Source organism: Acinetobacter indicus (genome assembly GCF_009914475.1).
Taxonomy (GTDB): domain Bacteria; phylum Pseudomonadota; class Gammaproteobacteria; order Pseudomonadales; family Moraxellaceae; genus Acinetobacter; species Acinetobacter indicus.
The window spans coordinates 472,254-488,057 of record NZ_CP045198.1; the positions used below are offsets into that span (position 1 = coordinate 472,254).

Here is a 15,804-nt window from a genome sequence, read left to right on the forward strand (position 1 = left end):
TGCTCCTTTGCTTACCTTACAGTTGCTGATGCTACAGCTGAATTATTTAGCGCTATTGGCTTTTACGATCTGGTCGAAAATACCGCCATTTTCAAAATGTGCAGACTGGACTTTGGCCCAGCCCCCAAATTCCTGATCTACCGTGACCAGCTTTAACGGCTTAAAGACCTGGCTGTATTTCTTTAATGCTGCTTCGCTACGTGGACGATAATAATGTTTGCCGGCTAAATCCTGTCCGAGTGGGGAATACAGGAAGTTTAAATAGCCTTGGGCCAAATATTTGTTGCCGTGTTTTTCGGCATTTTTCTCAACAATGGCCACCGGCGGTTCTGCCAGTACCGACAGGCTAGGGGTAATAATTTCAAATTTACCCGGCTGCTCACGAATGGCTAAGTGCGCTTCATTTTCCCAGGCCAGCAGCACATCACCAATGCCACGCTCGGCAAACGTGGTGGTTGAACCACGGGCGCCCGAATCCAGAACTTTGGTGTTTTTATAAATTTTACGTACAAATTCCTGTGCGCTTTGATCATTGCCACCCGGCTGATGTTTAGCCCAAGCCCAGGCGGCCAGATAGTTCCAGCGTGCACCGCCTGAGGTTTTCGGGTTCGGGGTAATAATGCCCACACCCGGCTTGACCAGATCGCCCCAGTCCTGAATGCCTTTCGGGTTGCCTTTACGCACTAAAAATACAATGGTCGAGGTATAAGGTGTCGAGTTATGTGGTAATTTCTTTTGCCAGTCTGCCGGAAACAGTTTGGCTTTTTCCGCAATTACATCAATATCGGCGGCCAAAGCCAGTGTCACCACATCGGCACTCAGGCCATCAATCACGGCACGGGCCTGCTTGCCTGAACCGCCATGCGACTGTTTAAAATTAATTTTTTGTCCGGTCCGGCTTTCCCAGTATTTGCCGAACTGTTTATTCACATCATCATATAATTCACGGGTCGGGTCATACGACACGTTCAGAAAATCTTTTGCAGCAACACCAAAGGAGGATGCCGAAATTAATGCGGCCAGTACCCCAATTTTTAATTTTGTAAAACTCATGACTAACCTCAAATTTTTCGCTTTTTTGTAACATGAGGCAAGAATAGCGCTAGTCTTATTCCTAAAAAAATAATAAAAAATGAATTTTATATGAATAAAAAAGAAATATAAATAGATCTTCCATTCTTACACTAAAGCCAGCTCAAATGGATACTTGTTGTATGCAATGTTTTAAGAATGCTGAGGAAATATCGGCCGTTTCAGTGCTGGACCGTGCCTTTCATTATGGCGATGGCTGCTTTAGTACCGCGCGCATCCGCAATGGCCAGATTGAACTGGAGGCCTTACATTTGCTGCGGCTACAACGCGGCTGTGAGCATTTGTATTTACATGCCAATCTGGCGTTTATCCAGCAGTCGATTCAACAGCTGCAGCAGCGCTATCCGCAGGTCAATGGCACTTTAAAAATCATCATCAGCCGGGGAGATGGACAGCGCGGTTATAGCCTGCCCGCACAAGAGGCTGATGTCTGGGTCTTCTTTTATCCCAAAGCAGTGGATGATTTTCACTATGAAAAAATCGCCAGTGGTGTGTTGAAACAAGCGATGGGGCTGAGTATGCCACATCTGGTCGGCATCAAAAGCCTGAACCGTTTAGAACAGGTGATACTGAAAAAAGAAGCCGATGCACAGGGCTGGCCGGAAGCCTTAGTGACTGATGTGCAAGGCTCGGTTGTTGAAGGGGTGAGCAGTAATTGTTTCATTCTTATAAACAATGAATGGATTACGCCGGAACTTCGTTATAATGGCGTCCACGGCGTGATGCGGGCTGAAATTCTGGCCCGTATGCAGCAGCACGGCATTTCCTGTCGCCAGCGTTATGTCGATATGGAAGAAATTGCGCAGTTCCAGAGTCTGTTTTTCTGTAATGCGCTCAGTCCGATGAAAATCGTGATCCAGCTCGATGCACGCCTTTTAGATGTTCAAGCCTGTATTGAACTGTTTAATCGTCTTCAATTGAATCAGATGCATTAATATGTCTTCATCCCGCTCTAAAACGAAAAAGAAAAACAAGCCTCGTTCCCCATTGCCGATTAAAGGTATTTTAACCCTGTTACTGGGCGTACTCCTCATTGTCGTAGTCATCCTCTGGTCCAGCCTGTTTAAAGACTATCCGGTAAAAGGCCAGAAAGAATTACTGGCCATTGGCGATGGCGATACCTATTCCGGTTTTATTGATCGTCTGGAAAAAAATGATCAGGTCAGTTTTCCGATTATTCTGAAGCTGTATCAGAAAATCATGATTCATGATTCGATGAAAGCCGGGGTTTATGAAATCCAGCAGGGCATGAGCATCCGTGAAGTCATGGAAATGATCTCCAATGCGGAAAATGCGCAGATGAACCGGATTCTGGTCATTGAAGGCACCACCTTTAAACAATTGGTGCAGCGTCTGCAAAACGATGAGCTGGTGAGCAAAGAAGTCAGCCATCTGCCGACCGATCAGTTGTTAAAAGCGCTGAATATTCCATTTGAGCATCCGGAAGGCCTGTTTGCGCCAGATACCTATTTCTTTGCCAAGGGCGAATCGGACCGTAAAATTCTGACCGATTTGTATCAGCGTCAGATGAAAGCACTGGATGAAGCCTGGGCCAATCGTGCACCAGATTTACCGTACAAGAATAAATATGAAGCGCTGGTGATGGCGTCGATTATTGAAAAAGAAACCCATGTCGATAGCGAACTGCGTCAGGTCTCCGGCGTATTTGTGCGCCGTTTAAAGATTGGTATGCGTTTACAAACTGACCCGACCGTCATTTACGGGATGGGCGACAAATATCAGGGCAATATTACCCGTAAGGATTTACGTACCCCAACGCCGTACAATACCTATACCATCTATGGTTTGCCGCCAACACCAATTGCACTGCCAAGCAAACGCGCGATTGAAGCAGCAATGCATCCGGATGATTCCGACAATCTCTATTTTGTCGCCACCGGTGATGGCGGACATAAATTCAGTACCAATCTGCAAGATCATAACCGCGCAGTTCAGGAATATCTGGCGGTCATTCGTGCGAAGAACAAGGAGTGAGCATGTTTATTAGCTTTGAAGGCACCGAAGGGGTAGGTAAAACCACGCTCATCCGTCGTATTTATGAACATTTGCAGGCTCAAGGCAGTGAAGTAGTGCTAACCCGTGAACCGGGTGGCACCCCGATGGCCGAGCAGATTCGCAGTCTGCTGCTTTCAGTCAATCATGACGAGCAGATGTGTAATGATACTGAATTACTGCTGATGTACGCAGCGCGCGCCCAGCATCTGGCGCAGGTGATTCTGCCTGCACTGGCAGCTGGCAAAACGGTACTCTGTGACCGCTTTACTGATGCCAGCTTTGCCTATCAGTGTGCTGGGCGTGGCCTAAGCCGGGAAAAGTTGCAATTGCTGAACCAGAATTTTGTTTCGCACATGCCGGCTCTGACTTTCTGGCTGGATGCACCGATTGAACTGGGCATGTCCCGTGCGCGTGAACGTGGTGCGCTGGACCGTTTTGAACAGGAAAAAGTCACCTTTTTTGAAAAGGTGCGTGCTGGTTATCAGGAGTTGTGGCAGGCAGAACCAGAACGGATTAAACGTTTAGATGCCACCCAAAGTCCGGATCTGGTCTTTGCCGAGGCGCTCAAATATTTACAGACAGTCGCTGCTTAAATTTGGGTCAAGACTAAAAATCTTCTATAGTAGCGTGATGATAGAGGATTTTTTGATCACAATGAAAAGTAACCGTGCTGAAATTATTGAATTTTTACAACAAGAATTTCCCCAGAGTCTGGAAAAATGTGAGATTGATGCGGTCACGCCAATGGGTGCCTGCTTGACCTATCGGGTTGGGGAAAGTGAATTACGTCCGGGTGGCACGATCTCTGGTCCGACCATGATGACGGCTGCAGATCTGGCTTTATATGTAGCCATTCTGGGCCAGATTGGGATTGTCGGGTTGGCGGTCACCACCAACCTGAATATCAATTTTTTACGCAAACCGGCCGGTGGGCAAAACCTGCGGGCGGAATGCCGGCTCATGAAACTGGGTAAAAGTTTGGCCGTGGGTGAAGTCTGGATTTATTCAGTCGGGCAGGAGGAACCGGTGGCGCATGTGACCGGAACCTATTCCATTCCACCCCAAGTGGCTTGATTCTCAGGTCACTTGTTCTTTTGATCTGGCTCGCTTGATTTTATCCTTTTCTTACTCGTCTTAATTTTGCTTGCTTCAGTTTCTTCGCCAATCTGATGCTTCCAGCTTTTTATTTTTTGAAGCCTATTTAATTCGCCGAAAAGCACCCTCCGAATTATTTAAAACTTATCCTTATATTTCAGCAAAATCGCTTTATTGATTTACATGATGTTACTTATTAATTACTCAAAGTTACATATCTTAAATCTTACTCCAATCAGGTGGTTAATTTTTAACCTTAAATATTTCATTCTTTGTCTAAGGTGTTGTTCCCTCAAAAATTGCTCTAGGCTCTAGGCCTGTTGAAAAATGATCAAATGAGGGGGGAAATGCTTAAATTTAAAAATAAAATGATCCAGGGCGCAATTTTCGATATGGATGGCACAATGTTTGATACTGAGCGTTTACGGTTTCAAACCTTGAAACAGGCATCTCGGGAATTGATTGGAGTCGAGTTCAGCGATGACTATTTAATGGGTTGTCTGGGCTTGAGTGCGCGGAGTGCCAAACAGCTGGCACAGGCTGAATATGGTGAAGATATTCCCTATACCGAAATTCGCCAGCGTGCCGATGAGCTGGAACTGGAAAGTGTGCGTCAGTTTGGCGTGCCGATTAAAACCGGTTTGCTACAGGTGCTGGAGCGCTTGCGTAAATCCGGGCTGCGCATGGCAGTGGCGACGTCCAGTCGCCGTGCCATTGCCGAAGAATATTTAATTAATGCCAATGTCTATAAATTTTTTGATGTACTGGTGTGCGGAGATGAAGTCCAACGTGGCAAACCGCATCCGGAAATTTTCCTGACCGCTGCGCAAAAGCTGAATCTCTCCGCCAGTGACTGTTTCATGTTTGAAGATTCAGACAATGGTGTGACCTCGGCCTATGCAGCGCAGGGCATTACCGTGCTGCTGCGGGACATTAAAGCACCAAATGAACAGATGCTGTCTAAGGCGCATTACTACTATGAAAGCATGGAAGATTATCTGGAAGATTTAAACCTGTATATTCCGGCCTTGGGCATGCCCAGCCTGCAGGAAGCCTTTCCACAAACCTTGAACCAGCTAACTGTCGGAATCCATGGTTTTGGTGCGATTGGTGGCGGTTATCTGGCGCAGGTATTATCGCATTGGGATGGTTATACCCGTCCGAAACGGATTTACGCTTCTACCCGTAACCAGCTGTATCGCTCTGCGGTGAATGCTTTTGGCACCTATTGCATTCGTTATGGGCAAATGTCCTATGATGAACGTATTGAAAACATGAGCATTATTGATGCAGATAACCTGCAGCACATGCAGGAAATGTATATTGAATCCAGCTTGATTGCCTTATGTCTGCCAGAAAAAGCGCTGAGCAGCGAAGCTGAGGTGATTGCGCAAGGCCTGTATGCACGTTATCTGGCCCATCAGGACCAGCCGGCTGCGCCTTTAACCGTGCTGATTATTTTAAATAAAGTCGGTGCCAAGCAGTTATTGCTGGAGCATATCCGTAAAGCCCTGGTGGCCTTAAGTGATGTGCAGACCGCACAAGCCATTTTAGCGCAGCATTATTTCTGCGATACCGTGGTCAACCGTATGGTATCCAAACTGACTGACCAGAACCTGTACCGCCAGCTACGGATTAAATACAACATCTTCAAGCAGTCGCAAACGGAAGATGAAGCCGAGCCGGTTGAAATTGAGGATAACACCCGTTTGCAGCCGGAGCAGGAACGTCAGGCCAGCCTGTATGTGGAAGATTTGCGCCGTAATTTCCAGCCGAGTCATATTCTGCAAACGATGGATCTCATTCTGTTTAATGCAGAAATTGACATGCCAATTTATGTAGAAAATGCCAGCCCGTTACTACAAAAAATGCGGCAGATGATTCTGGTCGAAGACATCAGTGAAATCCAGCTGATTAAAAACCGGCTCTGGAACGGGGTGCATGCCATGCTTGCCTGGTATGCCAGCCTGCGTGGTCATCAAACCATTGGTGTGGCTCTGGCCGACCCGCAGATTGAACAGTTCATGCAGCAGTTGTTGCAGCAGGTTCAGCAGGGACTGGCGGTGGTGTTACCACACCGACAGAAAGATCTACATGCACTGGCACAAAGTTTTGCAAACTCCTGTGTCCATGCCTATAAAGACCCATGTGCGCGGGTGGCGCGTGATCCGCTACGCAAGCTCAGTGCATCCGAGCGGGTGTTAGGTTCAATTGCCAGCAATGCCCAGGCCGGGTTGCCGTATCAGTTTTTGGCACAAGGTGCTTTATTGGGCTATGTCTATGCGGTGCAAACCCATCAGCTGACCGAGGCGCAGGCTTTGGCACATTTACAGACACAATTGCAGCAGCCACATTTCTCGGCACAAGTGGCACTGACTTTACGTAATTATGTGCAGACCTATCTGCCGCAATTGCTGTCCGGAGTGCTAGAACCTGAGCAGTTGCCATTATTAAAGCCAACCTCGAGTGCAGCGCAATATGCTTCAACTTGAGGAACCATCCGGCTGAAACCATTTTTGGCTGATCCCAATAAAAAACCGAATCACATCCTGCGATTCGGTTTTTTATCTTTCAGAACTGAAGATGGCATAAGCGTTTTAAGCCGGCACATCCTCATTCACCAATGGCGTTTCTACCTGGAAGTTTGGCGGCGTGAGGACAGTTTTACGCAGCTCATCTGCCAGTTCTGGATAATCTAGGGTGTAATGCAGGCCACGCGATTCTTTACGCTGCATGGCACAGCGCACAATCATTTCTGAAACCAGCACCAGATTACGCAGTTCAATCAGGTTTTTACTGACTTTGTAGTCCTGATAATACTCGGTAATTTCACGTTTCAGCATTTCAATACGGTGCAGGGCACGTTGCAAACGCTTGGTGGTGCGGACAATTCCGACGTAGTTCCACATGGTGGCGCGCAGTTCATCCCAGTTTTGTAGAATTACCACATCTTCATCGGGATGGGTCACTTGAGAATCATCCCAGGCCGGCACATTTGGTGATTGATAATCGGGCTTGAATTCAGCCTGAATGTGTTCAGCGGCACTCATGCCATATACAAAACATTCTAAAAGTGAGTTACTGGCCATACGGTTAGCACCATGCAGGCCGGTATATGAGGTTTCCCCAATGGCATACAGGCCAGCAATATCGGTCTGGCTGTGTTCATCAACCACTACACCGCCACAGGTATAATGCGCCGCCGGGACCACCGGAATCATGTCTGTGGTGATGTCGATGCCCAGTTCCAGTAAACGCGCATACAGGGTCGGGAAGTGTTCTTTAACAAATTCGGCCGGTTTATGGGTGATGTCTAGCCAGACATGACGAATCCCCAGACGCTTGATTTCAAAGTCAATCGCACGTGCCACAATATCACGTGGCGCCAGTTCGGCACGCTCATCGAAACGTAGCATAAAGCGTTCCCCATCTGGCAGGCGTAAATAGGCACCTTCGCCACGCATGGCTTCGGTAATCAAGAAGGAACGGGCTTGCGGATGGTATAAGCAGGTCGGATGGAACTGGTTAAATTCCATATTGGCGACGCGGCAACCGGCGCGGTAGGCCATGGCAATCCCGTCACCGGTGGCAATATCCGGGTTAGAGGTGTACAGATAGGCTTTCATGGCACCGCCGCAGGCTAGGGCGGTAAAGGGCGCCAGGAAGGTATCAATCTGGTCGGTGTTTTCATCCAGGGCATACAGGCCCAATGCACGATTGTTACCGGTTTGACCGAGTTTCTGTGTGGTAATCAGGTCAATGGCAACAAAGTTTTCAAAAATCTGGATATTCTGTTTTTCTCTGGCCCGCTGGACCAGTGTCGTTGAAATGGCACGTCCCGTGGCATCTGCTGCGTGAATGATCCGGCGCTGGGAGTGGCCGCCTTCACGGGTTAAATGCAGTTGTTCCTGTTCATCGAGGGTAAATTGAACGCCATGTTCAAGCAGGAAATCGACCGAAGGTTTACCGCCCTCTACAGTTTGTTGCACGGCATTCAGTTCACATAAATGCGCGCCTGCAATCATTGTGTCATCTATATGCTGTTGAATAGAGTCGGTTTCATCCAGTACGGCTGCGACCCCACCTTGGGCATAAAAGGTGCTGGCATCAGTCAGGGCCGACTTGGCCAGCACGGCAATTTTAAAATGAGCTGGTAATGACAGTGCCAGACTTAAACCTGCGCCGCCACTACCCACAATGATCACATCAAAATGATGAGTTGCATGTAAATTAGACATGTCCATCAGCTAATTTGAAAAAAGTCTGGTAATGACAACGCTTTTTAAAACAAAAGGCAAGGGTCAAGATGCTTATTAATGATGAGAAAAAGCAATAAAACTCCATTTTATAAAAAATGGCGCAAGCACTTGTATCCTGTTGAGGAATTGAACATATTATTACGAAATCTTAAAAAGCGTTATGTTAAAAACAGAACATCACATTTTTATAAACAAATTGAGTGAATGCTATATATGAATAATCGCTACTTACAGAAGGGTCTCTATGCAGCTGTGTTCACTATGGCATCTGTTCAAGCACAGGCCTCTACTTCAGTAGATTTTTCCAACCTGGTTGAACAGGTCAGCCCCGGTGTTGTCAGTGTCAATGTGGTCAAACGTTTAAGCCAGGAAGAGCTGTTACAACAACAGGTTCCGGAACTGTTACGCCGTTTCTTTGGCGATGGGGTGGTGATTCCGCAGCGTCAGGCGCCACAGGAAAAAACCGGTTATGGCAGTGCCTTCTTTATCAGCAAAGATGGCTACCTGCTCACTAACCACCATGTGATTGAAAATGCCTCCAAAGTCACCATTGTTCTGAATGATCGCCGTGAAATTGATGCCACCGTGGTCGGCAGTGATGAGCGGACCGATGTGGCCTTGCTGAAAGTATCTGGCAGCAATTTCCCTGAACTGCGTACCGGTAATGTTGATCGCCTGAAAGTTGGTGAGCCGGTGCTGGCGATTGGTTCACCATTCGGTTTTGACTATTCCGCCTCTGCCGGTATTGTCAGCGCCAAAATGCGTAACATGATGGGGGAAACCTCGGTACCGTTTATTCAGACTGACGTTGCCTTAAACCCGGGTAACTCGGGTGGACCGCTATTTAACCAGCGCGGTGAAGTGGTTGGGGTCAACTCGCGCATCTTTAGTGGAACGGGCGGCTATATGGGCCTGTCTTTCTCGATTCCGATTGATGTCGCCATGGAAGTGGCAGACCAGTTAAAACAGCATGGTAAAGTCACCCGTTCCTATTTAGGTGTGAGCCTGCAGGATATTGACCGGACGCTGGCAGAATCGTATCGACTGGATAAACCGGAAGGGTCCTTAATTACCCAGGTGGCACCGGATTCTCCAGCCGCCAAAGCCGGCTTGCGTGCGGGTGATGTGATCTTAAAATACAACGGTACCCCAATTTCGCGCACCAGCGAATTACTCAATTATCTGAACCGTACTGCACCTAAACAGACCATCCAGCTGGAAGTTTTACGCGATGACCGTCGCCGGAATATCTCGGCTACTTTAAGTACTGCACCGGATGATACCCCGGCCAAGAGCAATGTTACGCCAAGCCAGAATAAAGGCCCGGTACTTGGGGTCGCAATCCGGAACCTGTCAGCAGCAGAAATGCGTCAGCTGGAAATTAAAGGCGGCGTGCTGATTCAGGAAGTCCGTCCGGGCAGTATTGCAGCGCAGTCGCGAATTTTACCGGGTGATGTCATCGTACAGCTGAACAATAGCCCAGTCACCGACAGCAACAGCTTTGTTCAGGCGGTTTCGCAGCTGAAAAAGGGCAGCGTGGCGCGTGTGACCTTAATCCGTCAGGGACAACGTGCTATTGTCGGCATGCGAATTTCCTGATCTGAGCCAGTTAAAAACCACAGCCTGCTGTGGTTTTTTTATTTTTCAATTTATCCAGGGCCAATTTTCAGTAGACTAGGGGCCTCAATAGCCGATACCACAGTACAGTAACAGAGCATGAGCAGTACATTTTTTGATTTAAAACTTCAGGTTCAACCCGAGCATATTGACAGTCTGGGCCATGTCAACAACGTGGTTTATGTGCAGTGGATGCAGGATGTGGCCAGCGCCCATATTGAAACCTTAGGCCTGGGCATGGCGCAGTTTCTGGAAATGAAACATGCCATGGTGGCGGTGGAGCATCATGTGCAGTATCGCAAGGCAGCATTTGCCGGTGAAGAGCTGATTTTAAGAACCTGGCTCAGTGAAATTAATGCGCTGTACCTGTTTCGCCAGTATGTGTTTTATCGTCCGCAGGACCAGAGCGTGCTGTTTGTCGCGCAGACCAAATGGGCTTGTGTGGAAATTGACAGCGGCCGTCCAAAACGCATGTCGCCAAGTTTTTCCCAGGCGTATCAGCCTATTCCAGCCGATCTGAATCCGATGGATTTTAACCAGTATCCGCCACAGCCGGCATAAGCATCGTCACTGGCCGGTTTGTATCGGATGATCTAAAACCGGCCGGGCCGAAAAGCTTTGCATTATTTTGGATACTTTAAAAAATCCATCTGCTATAATCCTTCGCAATTTCTATTCGGCTTTTGCTGTGCACTGAATCTGGTTTGCATAGCGCGTTATTTTTTAAGGTAGCCCATGGCGCAAGCTAAAAAATCTGTTGATATTAAAAACATTCGTAACTTCTCGATCATTGCACATATCGATCATGGCAAGTCGACCCTTGCGGATCGTTTCATTCAGACCTGTGGCGGTTTGCAGGATCGCGAAATGCAGGCGCAAGTACTGGACTCAATGGAACTTGAGCGTGAACGTGGGATTACCATTAAAGCGACTTCGGTGACCTTGTACTATACCCATCCGAATGGTCAGGAATACCAGTTAAATTTCATTGACACCCCGGGACACGTTGACTTTTCTTATGAAGTTTCACGTTCACTGGCAGCGTGTGAAGGCGCACTACTGGTGGTTGATGCTGCCCAGGGCGTAGAAGCACAATCGGTTGCCAACTGCTATACCGCGATTGAGCAAGGGCTGGAAGTTTTACCAATTCTGAACAAAATTGACCTGCCGCAAGCAGAGCCTGAACGTGTGATTCAGGAAATTGAAGATATTATTGGTATTGAAGCAACCGATGCGCCGACCTGTTCAGCCAAAACCGGTCTGGGGATTGCGGGTGTGTTAGAGCGTCTGGTCGATGTCATTCCAGCACCAACCGGTGATCGTGATGCGCCATTGCAAGCTTTAATCGTCGACTCATGGTTTGATAACTACCTGGGCGTTGTGTCTCTGGTGCGTGTGAAGCAGGGACGTGTGCGTAAAGGCGACAAGATGTTGATGAAATCAACCGGTCAAACGCACATCATTACATCGGTGGGTATTTTCAATCCGAAACATACTGAAACCGATATTCTGGAAGCGGGCGAAGTCGGCTTCGTGATTGCCGGCATTAAAGACATTTTTGGTGCACCAGTTGGTGATACCATTACTTTGGCAACCACGCCAGAAGTGGAAGTGTTACCGGGCTTCAAAAAAGTAAAACCGCAGGTCTATGCTGGTCTGTTCCCGATTGATGCCAGCGATTTTGAACCGTTCCGTGAAGCACTGCAAAAGCTGCAAATCAATGACTCAGCGCTATTCTTCGAACCGGAAAGTTCAGATGCGCTTGGTTTTGGTTTCCGCTGTGGCTTCCTTGGTATGCTGCACATGGAAATCGTTCAGGAACGTTTAGAACGTGAATACGATCTGGACCTGATTTCTTCTGCGCCAACGGTTATTTATGAAGCCGTAATGAAAAATGGCCAGACCGTATATATTGACAGTCCATCGAAAATGCCAGACGGTTCCACCGTTGAAGACTTACGTGAACCGATTGCCGAATGTCATATTCTGGTGCCGCAAGAATACTTGGGTAACGTCATGACCTTGTGTATCGAGCGTCGTGGTGTGCAAAAAGATATGAAATTCATGAGTAATCAGGTATCAATTACCTTTGAAATTCCAATGGCCGAAGTGGTGATGGATTTCTTTGATAAATTGAAATCCTGCTCACGTGGTTTTGCATCACTAGATTACAACTTCGTGCGTTTTGAAAGTTCATCACTGGTGAAAGTCGATGTCTTGATTAACGGTGAAAAAGTCGATGCGCTGGCAATGATCTGTCACCGTCAGGATGCCCGTCACCGTGGTATTGCGCTGGTTGAAAAAATGAAAGACCTGATTCCGCGTCAGATGTTTGATGTCGCAATTCAGGCGGCCATTGGGGCGCAAATTATTGCCCGTTCAACGGTAAAAGCCATGCGTAAGAACGTATTGGCCAAATGTTATGGCGGTGACGTGTCGCGTAAGAAGAAACTGCTGGCCAAGCAGAAAGAAGGTAAGAAACGTATGAAGCAAGTGGGTAGCGTTGAAATCCCACAAGAAGCGTTCTTAGCTGTATTAAAAGTCGAACGCTAATAAGATTAGAAGGATAAACGCCCATGGATTTTGATTTTAATTTGATCCTCGTTCCTGCCACGCTGTTTTTTATTGCTGTGTGGTTGCTGGATAAATTTGTCTTCAAGCAAAGACAGACCAAAGGGCGGGGCAATGAAAATTTCATTATCACATGGGCGTATGACTTCTGGCCGGTACTGGCCGTTGTGCTGGTGCTGCGTTCGTTTTTATATGAGCCGTTTAACATCCCGTCAGATTCAATGGTGCCAACCCTGGAGACCGGGGATTTTATTCTGGTAAATAAATTTGACTATGGCGTGCGTTTGCCAATCGTCAACAGCAAAATTATTGATACCGGTTCGCCAGAACGCGGTGATGTGGCGGTGTTCCGTTATCCGCCACAACCAAGCATTAGCTACATTAAGCGTATTGTGGGTTTGCCGGGTGATCATATTGTTTATGATCATGGCCAATTTACCATTAACGGCGAAAAGGTGCAGAAAGTTGCACTGGAATTTAGCCGTGAAAAAGACAGCCTCGATACACCCAACTCGATTTACCATCAGGAAACTTTAGGCAAGCATACTTTTACCATGCGTGAACTGGAAGGCGTAAACGTGGCGCGTCAGGCACCCTTTATTAATTATGTCGAAAATGGTAAATATGCTTCTACAAATGGTTTATATTGGGAAGTCAAAGTTCCAGAAGGTCATTACTTCGCGTTAGGGGATAACCGCGATCAGAGTGCTGACAGCCGTTTCTGGGGTTTTGTACCTGAAGAAAACCTGACCGGCCGTGCCGTCTATATCTGGATGCACAAAGAGCCTGGTTTTAAATTGCCGTCTTTTAGCCGAAACGGCAGCATAGATTAAAATCATCCATTAGGAAAATAACAAAATGCGTCATCAACAAGGGGCATCGTATATTGCAATTCTGGTTGCAATTATTGGTTTTGCTTTTATGGCAAAAATTGCAGTTGCGGTTTGGGGACCGTATTTCGATGATCGAATGCTGGATAACCAGATTAAAGAGCAGTTGATTCATGGACCCAAAAACCTGAGTCCGCAAAAATTCATTGGGGAAATGGATAAGCGTTTAAGTATGAACAACATTCGTGATATTAAATTTGCGGATGTTGCCCAGGTCACCAATGTAGATGGTCTACAGGTGAAGAAAGACTATGAGATAAGAAAACCGTTCTTATTGAATATTGATATTGTCATGAAATTCGAGAAAAGTTTTGATCAAAGCTCAGTCCAAGCTCAATGAAACGCGTTTGGCCAGCCGCATCGGATACCAGTTTAAACAGCCGGATCTGCTCAAGCTGGCGCTGACGCATCGTTCGGTCAGTCACAAACACAACTATGAACGCCTAGAATTTCTAGGCGATTCACTTTTAGGGATGATTATTGCCAATTATCTCTACACCGCCTATCCGCAGGAAAACGAAGGGCGGCTGACCCGTATGCGCGCAACGCTGGTGCGTCAGGAAGCGCTGGGTAAAATCGCCAATGATTTAAAACTCAGTCAAAATTTAATTCTCAGTACCGGTGAATTGAAATCAGGCGGTCATCATCGCGAGTCTATACTTGCAGATGCAGTCGAGGCGATTATTGGTGCGATTTATATCGACTGTGGGGATTTAAACCTGCTACAGACGATTGTGTTAAAATGGTACGTGCCTTATCTGGATCATATTGAGCCGACCGATCAGCTCAAAGATCCAAAATCACGCCTGCAAGAGTATTTACAAGCACGTAAAAAACCTCTCCCAGTTTACGAGGTTGTAGATATTCAGGGTGATGCCCCGAACCAGCATTTCAAGGTGGAATGCCGGGTCGATGCTTTACCGGTAATGAAAGGTGAAGGTTCTAGCCGCCGCTTTGCCGAGCAGGCAGTTGCCGCGGAAATTTTAAAACTCTTGGAGCAAACGTCTCAATGACAATCCATTCCGATCACAACGATGCTGATCACGAGTCGCAAAGCGACAGCCACGATTTAATCAATCAATTCTTCAGTTCACAAGGTCAGGAAATTCCATCGGATTACCGTAGCGGATTTGTGGCCATTGTGGGCCGGCCAAACGTGGGTAAATCTACCCTGATGAACCACTTGTTGGGTCAAAAACTGTCTATTACTTCACGTAAGCCGCAAACCACCCGCCATAAAATTGTCGGGATTGATTCGCGTGAAAAATCTCAGGCGGTCTATGTTGATACCCCGGGGATGCACAAAAAAGAAGTGCGTGCCATCAACAAAATGATGAACCGTGCCGCGCACTCGGCGCTGCGTGATGTGAACCTGGTATTATTCGTTGTCGATGCACAAAAATGGACCCAGAACGATGAACTCGTACTGGAGAAATTGAAAAATGCAGACATGCCAGTCATTCTGGTGATCAATAAACTGGATACCTTCGAGAATAAAAATCAGGCGCTGCCGCTGATTCAGGAGCGCGCCAAGCTGATGAACTTTGCAGAAATTGTGCCGGTATCTGCGCTGCGTGGTGCCAATCTGGAACATCTGCGTGACACCATTGAGCAATATCTGCCATTCCAGCCACCGCTGTATTCATTTGATCAGGTTACCGACCGTTCCGAGCGCTTCCTGGCCTCTGAAATTATTCGTGAAAAAATCATGCGTCAGCTCGGTGAAGAGTTGCCATACGATTTAACCGTACAGATTGAATCATTTAAAACCGAAGAGCCGGCTTTAAATGAAAAAACCGGTCGTATGAAACCGGCTTGTACCTATATTGATGCCACCATCTTCGTAGACCGTCCGGGCCAAAAAGCCATTGTGATTGGTGAAAAAGGTGCTAAGCTGAAAAAAATCGGGATGGATGCCCGTGTCGATATGGAAAAAATGTTCGAACAGAAAATCATGCTCACGCTTTGGGTGAAAGTCAAAGGTGGCTGGTCAGATGATGAACGTGCATTAAAAAGCTTGGGATATAGCGATATCTAAGCCATGAAACGAGGAACTGTAATGACCAAAATTGCTGTGATTTTAGCCTGCATGTTCATGCTGCAGGGCTGTATTCATAAGGTGGTTACAGTTCCGGTTAAAGTGGCCTATAAAACCACCAAAGGCGTGGTCAAAGGCACGGCCGCTGTGGTCGGTGCAGTCATTCCCGATGGGGATGAAGAAGATGAAAGCAAAAAGAAAGATGATTAGGCTGATATCCTGCCCG

15 protein-coding genes are annotated in these 15,804 nt (G+C 47.2%); 13 read left to right on the forward strand and 2 right to left on the reverse strand.

From position 1 onward, the window contains the following. Positions 1–42: 42 nt before the first annotated feature. Positions 43–1,053 carry a sulfate ABC transporter substrate-binding protein gene (locus GA693_RS02745; RefSeq protein ID WP_016660022.1) on the reverse strand — a complete coding sequence of 337 codons (1,011 nt, stop codon included), beginning with the start codon at positions 1,051–1,053 and terminating at the stop codon, positions 43–45. A gap of 161 nt (positions 1,054–1,214) precedes the next feature. On the opposite strand from GA693_RS02745, the gene pabC reads away from it, so the two are divergent. The 5 genes from pabC to mtlD all read left to right on the forward strand — a co-directional run bounded on the left by pabC (position 1,215) and on the right by mtlD (position 6,695). Then, entirely contained in the window at positions 1,215–2,027 is an 813-nt protein-coding gene (gene pabC, locus GA693_RS02750) for an aminodeoxychorismate lyase (protein WP_160241477.1), read from the forward strand. A 1-nt stretch (position 2,028) separates the two neighbouring features. Further along, entirely contained in the window at positions 2,029–3,087 is a 1,059-nt protein-coding gene (gene mltG, locus GA693_RS02755) for an endolytic transglycosylase MltG (RefSeq protein WP_160241476.1), read from the forward strand. A 2-nt stretch (positions 3,088–3,089) separates the two neighbouring features. Further along, positions 3,090–3,701 (forward strand): dTMP kinase, encoded by a 612-nt coding sequence (tmk, locus tag GA693_RS02760; RefSeq protein ID WP_005176660.1) that lies wholly within the window; start codon positions 3,090–3,092, stop codon positions 3,699–3,701. Between the two features lie 61 nt (positions 3,702–3,762). Then, a complete protein-coding gene (locus GA693_RS02765) occupies positions 3,763–4,182 on the forward strand; it encodes a PaaI family thioesterase (protein WP_045795123.1) in 420 nt (139 codons plus the stop codon). A 368-nt stretch (positions 4,183–4,550) separates the two neighbouring features. After that, the gene (gene mtlD, locus GA693_RS02770) at positions 4,551–6,695 is read left to right on the forward strand and encodes a bifunctional mannitol-1-phosphate dehydrogenase/phosphatase (RefSeq protein ID WP_160241475.1); all 2,145 of its coding nucleotides are present in this window, start codon (positions 4,551–4,553) and stop codon (positions 6,693–6,695) included. A gap of 105 nt (positions 6,696–6,800) precedes the next feature. Here the strand turns inward: mtlD and nadB are convergent, their stop codons facing one another. Beyond that, positions 6,801–8,447, reverse strand: coding sequence for an L-aspartate oxidase (gene nadB / locus GA693_RS02775; protein WP_160241474.1), 1,647 nt, complete (start codon positions 8,445–8,447; stop codon positions 6,801–6,803). Positions 8,448–8,675: 228 nt separating this feature from the next. Here nadB and GA693_RS02780 point away from each other — a divergent pair, with 228 nt between their 5' ends. The 8 genes from GA693_RS02780 (at position 8,676) to GA693_RS02815 (ending at position 15,788) form a co-directional block, all read left to right on the forward strand. Next, positions 8,676–10,061, forward strand: coding sequence for a Do family serine endopeptidase (locus GA693_RS02780; protein ID WP_005176671.1), 1,386 nt, complete (start codon positions 8,676–8,678; stop codon positions 10,059–10,061). A 117-nt stretch (positions 10,062–10,178) separates the two neighbouring features. Then, a complete protein-coding gene (locus GA693_RS02785) occupies positions 10,179–10,640 on the forward strand; it encodes an acyl-CoA thioesterase (RefSeq protein ID WP_005176672.1) in 462 nt (153 codons plus the stop codon). A gap of 174 nt (positions 10,641–10,814) precedes the next feature. Beyond that, positions 10,815–12,632 carry a translation elongation factor 4 gene (gene lepA, locus GA693_RS02790; protein ID WP_005176673.1) on the forward strand — a complete coding sequence of 606 codons (1,818 nt, stop codon included), beginning with the start codon at positions 10,815–10,817 and terminating at the stop codon, positions 12,630–12,632. A 23-nt stretch (positions 12,633–12,655) separates the two neighbouring features. Next, positions 12,656–13,483 carry a signal peptidase I gene (gene lepB / locus GA693_RS02795; protein WP_005176674.1) on the forward strand — a complete coding sequence of 276 codons (828 nt, stop codon included), beginning with the start codon at positions 12,656–12,658 and terminating at the stop codon, positions 13,481–13,483. Between the two features lie 25 nt (positions 13,484–13,508). Further along, positions 13,509–13,880 (forward strand): DUF4845 domain-containing protein, encoded by a 372-nt coding sequence (locus GA693_RS02800; protein ID WP_005176678.1) that lies wholly within the window; start codon positions 13,509–13,511, stop codon positions 13,878–13,880. Then, complete coding sequence (rnc, locus tag GA693_RS02805; RefSeq protein ID WP_005176685.1) at positions 13,852–14,553, forward strand: ribonuclease III; 702 nt, start codon at positions 13,852–13,854, stop codon at positions 14,551–14,553. The genes GA693_RS02800 and rnc overlap by 29 nt, the downstream gene beginning before the upstream one ends. After that, a complete protein-coding gene (era, locus tag GA693_RS02810) occupies positions 14,550–15,578 on the forward strand; it encodes a GTPase Era (RefSeq protein ID WP_016660033.1) in 1,029 nt (342 codons plus the stop codon). The genes rnc and era overlap by 4 nt, the downstream gene beginning before the upstream one ends. A gap of 21 nt (positions 15,579–15,599) precedes the next feature. Continuing rightward, a complete protein-coding gene (locus tag GA693_RS02815) occupies positions 15,600–15,788 on the forward strand; it encodes an NF038104 family lipoprotein (RefSeq protein WP_005176688.1) in 189 nt (62 codons plus the stop codon). The last annotated feature ends 16 nt before the right edge of the window (positions 15,789–15,804 follow it).

Coding starts and splice junctions, on each gene's coding strand:
- mtlD (WP_160241475.1), top strand. CDS start 4,551: ATGCTTAAATTTAAAAATAAAATGATCCAGGGCGCAATTTTCGATATG.
- GA693_RS02765 (WP_045795123.1), top strand. CDS start 3,763: ATGAAAAGTAACCGTGCTGAAATTATTGAATTTTTACAACAAGAATTT.
- GA693_RS02785 (WP_005176672.1), top strand. CDS start 10,179: ATGAGCAGTACATTTTTTGATTTAAAACTTCAGGTTCAACCCGAGCAT.
- tmk (WP_005176660.1), top strand. CDS start 3,090: ATGTTTATTAGCTTTGAAGGCACCGAAGGGGTAGGTAAAACCACGCTC.
- GA693_RS02815 (WP_005176688.1), top strand. CDS start 15,600: ATGACCAAAATTGCTGTGATTTTAGCCTGCATGTTCATGCTGCAGGGC.
- lepA (WP_005176673.1), top strand. CDS start 10,815: ATGGCGCAAGCTAAAAAATCTGTTGATATTAAAAACATTCGTAACTTC.
- mltG (WP_160241476.1), top strand. CDS start 2,029: ATGTCTTCATCCCGCTCTAAAACGAAAAAGAAAAACAAGCCTCGTTCC.
- GA693_RS02800 (WP_005176678.1), top strand. CDS start 13,509: ATGCGTCATCAACAAGGGGCATCGTATATTGCAATTCTGGTTGCAATT.
- nadB (WP_160241474.1), bottom strand. CDS start 8,447: ATGGACATGTCTAATTTACATGCAACTCATCATTTTGATGTGATCATT.
- GA693_RS02745 (WP_016660022.1), bottom strand. CDS start 1,053: ATGAGTTTTACAAAATTAAAAATTGGGGTACTGGCCGCATTAATTTCG.
- era (WP_016660033.1), top strand. CDS start 14,550: ATGACAATCCATTCCGATCACAACGATGCTGATCACGAGTCGCAAAGC.
- lepB (WP_005176674.1), top strand. CDS start 12,656: ATGGATTTTGATTTTAATTTGATCCTCGTTCCTGCCACGCTGTTTTTT.
- pabC (WP_160241477.1), top strand. CDS start 1,215: ATGCAATGTTTTAAGAATGCTGAGGAAATATCGGCCGTTTCAGTGCTG.
- GA693_RS02780 (WP_005176671.1), top strand. CDS start 8,676: ATGAATAATCGCTACTTACAGAAGGGTCTCTATGCAGCTGTGTTCACT.